Raw genomic sequence first — 6,474 nt, 5'->3', positions numbered from 1 at the left:
GACCCCCTCGTTCCCCCTTGGTGGCTCCGCCCCCAGACCCCGTCGCGCTTCGCGCTCGTCCTCAAACGCCGGACGGGCTAAAAGATCTCAAGCGCCGGACGGGCTGAAACCCCCCGAACTCCTCACACCCTCCAGGCCTCCCAGCACCTCCGCCAACACACCCGCCGCCCGCTGCACATCGCCGAACCCCACATACAGCGGTGTGAAGCCGAAGCGGAGTATGTCGGGGTGGCGGAAGTCGCCCACTACGCCTCGTTCGATCAGGTGCTTCATCACGGTGCCGGCGTCGGCGCAGCGCAAGGCGACCTGGCTGCCCCGTTGCCCGTGGGCGGACGGGGTCAGGGACTCCACCCGGCCCTCGGGGACGTACGCCGCGACGCATTCCAGGAAGAAGTCCGTCAGCGCGAGCGACTTGGTGCGGACGGAGTCGATCGACACGCCGTCCCACACCTCGAGCGCCGCTTCCAGGGCGAGCATGGACAGGATGTCCGGCGTGCCGACCCGCCCGCGCAGCGCGCCCGGCGCGGGGGCGTACGTCGGGCTCATGCCGAAGGGGTCGGCGTGGGAGTTCCAGCCGGGGAGGGGAGAGTCGAAACGTGGCTGCAGGTCGCTGCGGACGTACAGGTACGCCGGTGAACCCGGGCCGCCGTTGAGGTACTTGTACGTGCAGCCGACCGCCAGGTCGACGCCGTGTTCGTCCAGGCCGACCGGCAGGGCGCCCGCGCTGTGGCAGAGGTCCCAGACGGCGAGCGCGCCCGCCTCGTGGATCGCGGACGTGAGGCCGGGGAGATCGTGCAGGCGGCCCGTGCGGTAGTCGACGTGGTTCAACAACACCGCCGCCGTACGAGGGCCCACGGCACCCGGCACCTCCGCCGGGTCCAGCGGGCGCAGCTCGCAGCCCGTCAGGCGCGCCGCCGACGCCGCGATGTACCCGTCCGTCGGGAACGTCGTCGCGTCGACCAGGATCTCGTCCCGGCCGCCCCCTGCCAGCCGTACCGCGCCCACAAGTGCCTTGAAGACGTTCACACTTGTCGAGTCACCGACGACGATCTGCCCCGGGGCCGCCCCCACGAGCGGCGCGATCCGGTCACCGATCCGCTCGGGCGCCGTCCACCAGCCACTCTCCTCCCAGGAGCGGATGCGGAGCTCACCCCACTGGCGGCGCACGACGTCGTCGACCCGCCCGGGCACCCCTGCCGGCAGCGCGCCCAGCGAGTTCCCGTCCAGGTAGACGACCTCGTCCAGAACGAACTGCGCACGCAGCGGGGCGAGTTCGTCGGCCGCGTCCAGCTTCGCGGCCCTGTCACGAAGCTCAGACATGAGACCTCGCCGTCCACAGCTCGGGGAACACGTTCTTCTGCGCGCGCTTCTCCAGCCAGGCCACCCCGGCGGAGCCGCCCGTGCCCGTCTTCGCGCCCATTGCGCGGCGGGTGGCGACGAGATGGTCGTTGCGCCAGCGCCACACCAGTTCGGCGACGTCGGTCAACGCCTCGCCGAGACGGGCGAGTTCAGCGTCCTCGGGGCCTTCGTAGAGGGACGTCCAGACCGCCTCGACGTCCGCCGAGGGCTCGTAGCGCTGCGATACGTCCCTCGACAGCACGGCGTCCGGGACGGCCTGCCCGCGCCGCGCCAGCAGCCCCAGCACCTCGTCGTACAGGCTCGGTTCGTGCAGTGCCTTCTCCAGCTCGGCGTGCACACGCGGCGCGCCGCGGTGCGGGACGAGCATGGACGCGGACTTCTCGCCGAGCAGGAACTCCATACGGCGGTACATCGCGGACTGGAAGCCGGAGCCCTCGCCGAGGGCGGAGCGGTACGAGTTGAACTGGGCCGGCGTGAGCTGCGAGAGGGGACGCCAGGACGCGTTCAGCGCCTCCAGCTCTCGTACGGACCGCTTCAGCGCGGCCACCGCGACCGGCACCCGGTCCTCGCGGAGCGCCTTCGCCGCGGTCTCCCACTCGTGCACGATGACCGTGAACCACAGCTCCATCACCTGGGTAGTGACCAGGAAGACCATCTCTCCGGGGTCGTCGGAGAGGGTGTGCTGGAGGTGGGTGAGCACATCCGCCTGTACGTAGTCCTCGTACGGCGTGGTGCCCTGGAAGTCGAGATGCGGGGTCTCGGGCTCCTGAGCCTCTGCGGGCTGAGCCTGCTGGGACGACATCGCTGTCTCCTGATGCGTACTCCGGGTAGCGGTCCGCCCCTGCCGTTATCGACACGGGGGCCCCGGTCCCCACCGCGCATCCTCCACAATCGTCCCCCGAGACCGCAAGGTCCGCCTGGTCACACCAGGCGGACCTGCACAAACACCCGCCCGGCTAGCCCAGCGTCTGCGCCGCCGTCGGCGAGGAGTCCTTCAGGAACTGGGTGCAGCGCTCGTACTCCTCCTGCTCGCCGATCGCCTGCGCGGCGCGGGCGAGGCCGTGCAGGGCGCGCAGGAAGCCGCGGTTCGGCTCGTGCTCCCAGGGCACCGGGCCGTGGCCCTTCCAGCCGCTGCGGCGCAGGGCGTCCAGGCCGCGGTGGTAACCGGTACGCGCGTAGGCGTACGACTCGACGACGCCGCCCCGCTCGAACGCGTCGTCGGCGAGCTGCGCCCAGGCGAGCGAGGAGGTGGGGTACTTGGCGGCGACATCGGCGGGCGCCGCGCCGTTCGCGAGGAGCTCGCGCGGCTCCGGGTCGTCGGGCAGGTGGGTCGGGGGCGGTCCCCCGAGGAGGTTCTCGTGAATCGTCATGGGTTCCAGTCTGCGCCATCCCACTCCGCGAGCTGCGCGGGCAGGGGTGCGCTTCGGGAAGGGACCGTACCGCCGGGCCCCCCATCGTCCCTGCGAGCTCAGCCCCCAGACCCCCGCAGCCGCCCACCGGCGGAAGGGGCCGTGCCGGTACATCACATGCCCGTCGCTTACGTTCGGATCGAGCAGCGGCTCCCCAGGGACGTACGTCTGATCCGGCGGCGACGGGCGGATGTACCGGCACGGCCCCGACCCACAACGGCAGCCAAGGCGCCAGGACGGCAGCCAAGGCGTCACGACGGCACCCGAGGCGTCACGACCGGCAGCCAAGGCGTCATGACGGCACCCGCCGCGTCACGACGGCACCCGAGGCGGGCAGGACCGCAGCCAAGGCGTCACGACGGCACCCAAGGCGTGCAGAACCCCACCCGAGGCCGACGCGTCAGAGGGAAGTCCGACGCCGGGGAGACGGCTCCAGGGGCGGCGCCGTCACCCAGCCATGCGTACGGCACTCGGGCCGCCGGCAGTCCGGCGCCGGGCGGCGTACGGTCGCGAAGGCCAGCACCGCCCCCACCACCAGGATCCCCGCACACAGCGGCATCGCCCGCCGGAACGCGGAGTTGAAGGCGTCCGCCGAGCGGTACGCCTCCGGCCCCATCCCGGCGAGCAGTGGCAGCGCGGCCACGGCGATGAGCCCGGCCGCGCGGGCCGCCGCGTTGTTGATCCCGCTGGCCAGACCCGCCCGCCCGGTGCCCACGGAGGCGAGGACGGTGGAGGTCAGCGGCGCGACCAGCGTCACCATGCCGAGCCCCATCACCAGCAGCGCGGGCAGGACATCGGCCACGTACGACGCGTCGGGTCCCACCCGCAGCATCAGCAGCATGGCCGCCGCGCACAGCAGCGGGCCCACGGTGAGCGGGATACGCGGACCGATGCGCTGGGCCAGCTCGCCCGAGCGGGCGGAGAACAGCAGCATCAGGACCGTCGTCGGCAGCAGCGCCGTACCGGCGCCGAGCGCCGAGTAGCCCGCCACGACCTGGAGCTGGAGCGCGGTCAGGAAGAAGAACCCGCTGAAGGCCGCGTACACACACAAGGTCACCAGGTTGACGGCCGTGAACTGGCACGACGCGAAGATGTCCAGCGGCATCATCGGATCGGGGCGCCGCCGCTCCACGTACACGAAGGCCACCCCGGCCGCCACGCCCGCGACCGCCGTCACCGCGACGAGCAGGGAGCCGCCGCGGGCCTCGATCAGGGCGTACGTCACCAGGGCGAGCGACAGGGCGCCGAGCGCGGCACCCAGCACGTCGAAGCCGCGATGCGTCTGGCCGTCGGCCGACTCGGGGACATGGCGCAGGGCGACCGGGACGCACACAAGCGCCACCGGGACGTTCAGCAGGAAGACCCAGCGCCAGCCGGGACCGTCCACCAGCCAGCCGCCCAGGAACGGCCCGACGGCAGCGCCGATGCCCCCGAAACCCGACCACAGGCCGACGGCCCGGGCCCGGTCGTCCGGGTGGAAGGACGCCTGGATGAGTGCCAGCGAGCCGGGGGTGAGCAGGGCGCCGCCGATCCCCTGCAGGGCGCGGGCCGCGACCAGCACTCCCACGTTCGGCGCGAACCCGCACAGCAGGGAGGCGGACGCGAACCACACCACACCCACGACGAAGACCTTGCGCCGCCCGAAGTGATCGCCGAGCGACCCGCCCAGCAGGATCAGCCCGGCCAGCGTCAGCATGTACGCGTTGACGGTCCACTGGAGGGCCGCGAGGCTCGCGTTCAGATCACGGCCGATGCGCGGCAGCGCGACATTGACGACCGTCGAGTCCAGCATGGCCATGCTGGAGCCGAGGACGGTGGTCAGCAGGATCCACTTGCCCGCGGGGGTCGAGATCCGTACGGCCGGTTTCTCCTGCGGAGGGGCAGCCATACCTTGGAGCATACGGAAGGGCCCGGCCCCCCGCGGGTGCCGAGCCCCATCCGGATGTGCTCGCTACTTCAGCTTGGTGCCCGCGGAACGCAGCGCCGCACACGCCTCGGTCACGCGCTTGGCCATGCCGGCCTCGGCGAGCTTGCCCCAGGTGCGCGGGTCGTACTTCGACTTCGTGCCGACCTCGCCGTCGACCTTCAGGACGCCGTCGTAGTTGCGGAACATGTGGTCCGCGACCGGGCGGGTGAAGGCGTACTGCGTGTCGGTGTCGAGGTTCATCTTCACGACGCCGTTCTCCAGCGCGGTGGCGATCTCCTCGGCCGTGGAGCCGGAGCCGCCGTGGAAGACGAAGTCGAACGGGTTCGCCTTGCCGTACTTGGCGGAGACGCCCTCCTGGAGGTCCTTGAGGAGCTCGGGGCGCAGTACGACGTTGCCCGGCTTGTAGACGCCGTGCACGTTGCCGAAGGACGCGGCGAGCAGGTAGCGGCCCTTCTCGCCCAGGCCCAGGGCCTCGGCGGTGCGCAGGGCGTCGTCGACGGTCGTGTACAGCTCGTCGTTGATCTCGTGGCTGACGCCGTCCTCCTCGCCGCCGGTCGGGGTGATCTCGACCTCGAGGATGATCTTCGCGGCGGCGGCCTTCGCGAGCAGCTCCTGGGCGATGGCCAGGTTGTCGGCGAGGGTCTCGGCGGAGCCGTCCCACATGTGCGACTGGAACAGCGGGTTCTCACCCTTGGCGACACGCTCGGCGGAGATGTCGAGCAGCGGACGTACGTAGCCGTCCAGCTTGTCCTTGGGGCAGTGGTCCGTGTGCAGGGCGACCGTGATGTCGTACTTCGCGGCGACGATGTGCGCGAACTCGGCGAGCGCGACGGCGCCGGTCACCATGTCCTTCTTGTACTGACCGCCCAGGAACTCCGCACCACCGGTGGAGATCTGGATGATGCCGTCGCTCTCGGCCTCCGCGAAGCCGCGCAGCGCAGCGTGCAGGGTCTGTGACGAGGTCACGTTGATGGCCGGGTAGGCGAACTTGCCTGCCTTCGCCCGGTCGAGCATCTCGGCGTAGACCTCGGGGGTTGCGATGGGCATCTGTCCGCTCCTTGTATGTGCGGGTCTGCGTACTGCTGATGCGGTACGACGGGACTGGTGCTTACGGCCCTGACCTAGGGGGGCGACGTCATCGTCGTCCCCATCTTTCCAGACTTGGCCGGATGCTCCAGACACGGTGTCCGGGATACGGGACCCCGCGGACCGCGGGGTCCCGGGGCGCCGTCAGCCGAGGCCCAGGTCGTCCTTCGAGTAGGCGAAGAGGTACGGCACTCCGGCCTGCTCGGCGACCGCCTCGGCGGCACCGGTGTCCCGGTCCACGATGGTCGCCACCGCGACGACCTCGGCACCGGCCTCACGCAGCGCCTCGACCGCGGTCAGCACCGAGCCGCCGGTGGTCGACGTGTCCTCGACCGCCAGGACGCGGCGGCCCTTGACCTCGGCACCCTCGATGCGGCGCTGCAGACCGTGGGCCTTGCCCGCCTTGCGCACGACAAAAGCGTCGAGCGTCTTCCCGCGCGCGGCGGAGGCGTGCAGCATCGACGTGGCCACCGGGTCCGCGCCCAGCGTCAGACCTCCGACAGCCTCGTAGTCGATGTCGGAGGTCAGATCGAGCATGACCTGACCGACCAGCGGCGCGGCCACACCGTCGAGTGTGATCCGGCGAAGGTCGATGTAGTAGTCGGCTTCCTTGCCCGACGAGAGGGTCACCTTGCCGTGCACCACGGCCTTGTCCTTGATCTGCTGCAGCAGCGCGCCGCGTACGTCACTCAT

Annotated in this window: 6 protein-coding genes; all 6 read right to left on the bottom strand. The window is 71.1% G+C overall.

The window, feature by feature from the left end; genetic code table 11:
* Nucleotides 1-87: 87 nt before the first annotated feature.
* The 6 genes from kynU to pyrE all read right to left on the bottom strand — a co-directional run bounded on the left by kynU (nt 88) and on the right by pyrE (nt 6,474).
* On the bottom strand, nt 88-1,320 hold the full coding sequence (kynU, locus tag AB0D27_RS38465; protein WP_362518303.1) for a kynureninase: 1,233 nt from the start codon (nt 1,318-1,320) through the stop codon (nt 88-90).
* Nucleotides 1,313-2,161: a tryptophan 2,3-dioxygenase family protein gene (locus AB0D27_RS38460; protein ID WP_362518301.1), complete on the bottom strand. Its 849-nt coding sequence runs from the start codon at nt 2,159-2,161 to the stop codon at nt 1,313-1,315. Before AB0D27_RS38460 ends, kynU begins: the two co-directional genes overlap by 8 nt.
* 154 nt (nt 2,162-2,315) lie before the next feature.
* Entirely contained in the window at nt 2,316-2,729 is a 414-nt protein-coding gene (locus tag AB0D27_RS38455; protein ID WP_362518298.1) for a DUF3151 domain-containing protein, read from the bottom strand.
* Between the two features lie 439 nt (nt 2,730-3,168).
* Nucleotides 3,169-4,656, bottom strand: coding sequence for an MFS transporter (locus AB0D27_RS38450; protein WP_362518296.1), 1,488 nt, complete (start codon nt 4,654-4,656; stop codon nt 3,169-3,171).
* A gap of 63 nt (nt 4,657-4,719) precedes the next feature.
* Nucleotides 4,720-5,742, bottom strand: coding sequence for a class II fructose-bisphosphate aldolase (gene fbaA, locus AB0D27_RS38445; RefSeq protein ID WP_362518293.1), 1,023 nt, complete (start codon nt 5,740-5,742; stop codon nt 4,720-4,722).
* 183 nt (nt 5,743-5,925) lie between these two features.
* A complete protein-coding gene (pyrE, locus tag AB0D27_RS38440; RefSeq protein WP_362518291.1) occupies nt 5,926-6,474 on the bottom strand; it encodes an orotate phosphoribosyltransferase in 549 nt (182 codons plus the stop codon).

Origin of the sequence: Streptomyces sp. NPDC048415 (genome assembly GCF_040651675.1) — a bacterium.
Taxonomy (GTDB): Bacteria; Actinomycetota; Actinomycetes; order Streptomycetales; family Streptomycetaceae; genus Streptomyces.
The sequence above is the reverse complement of the archived record's forward strand: the minus strand, read 5'-3'. Positions and strand labels throughout refer to the sequence as shown.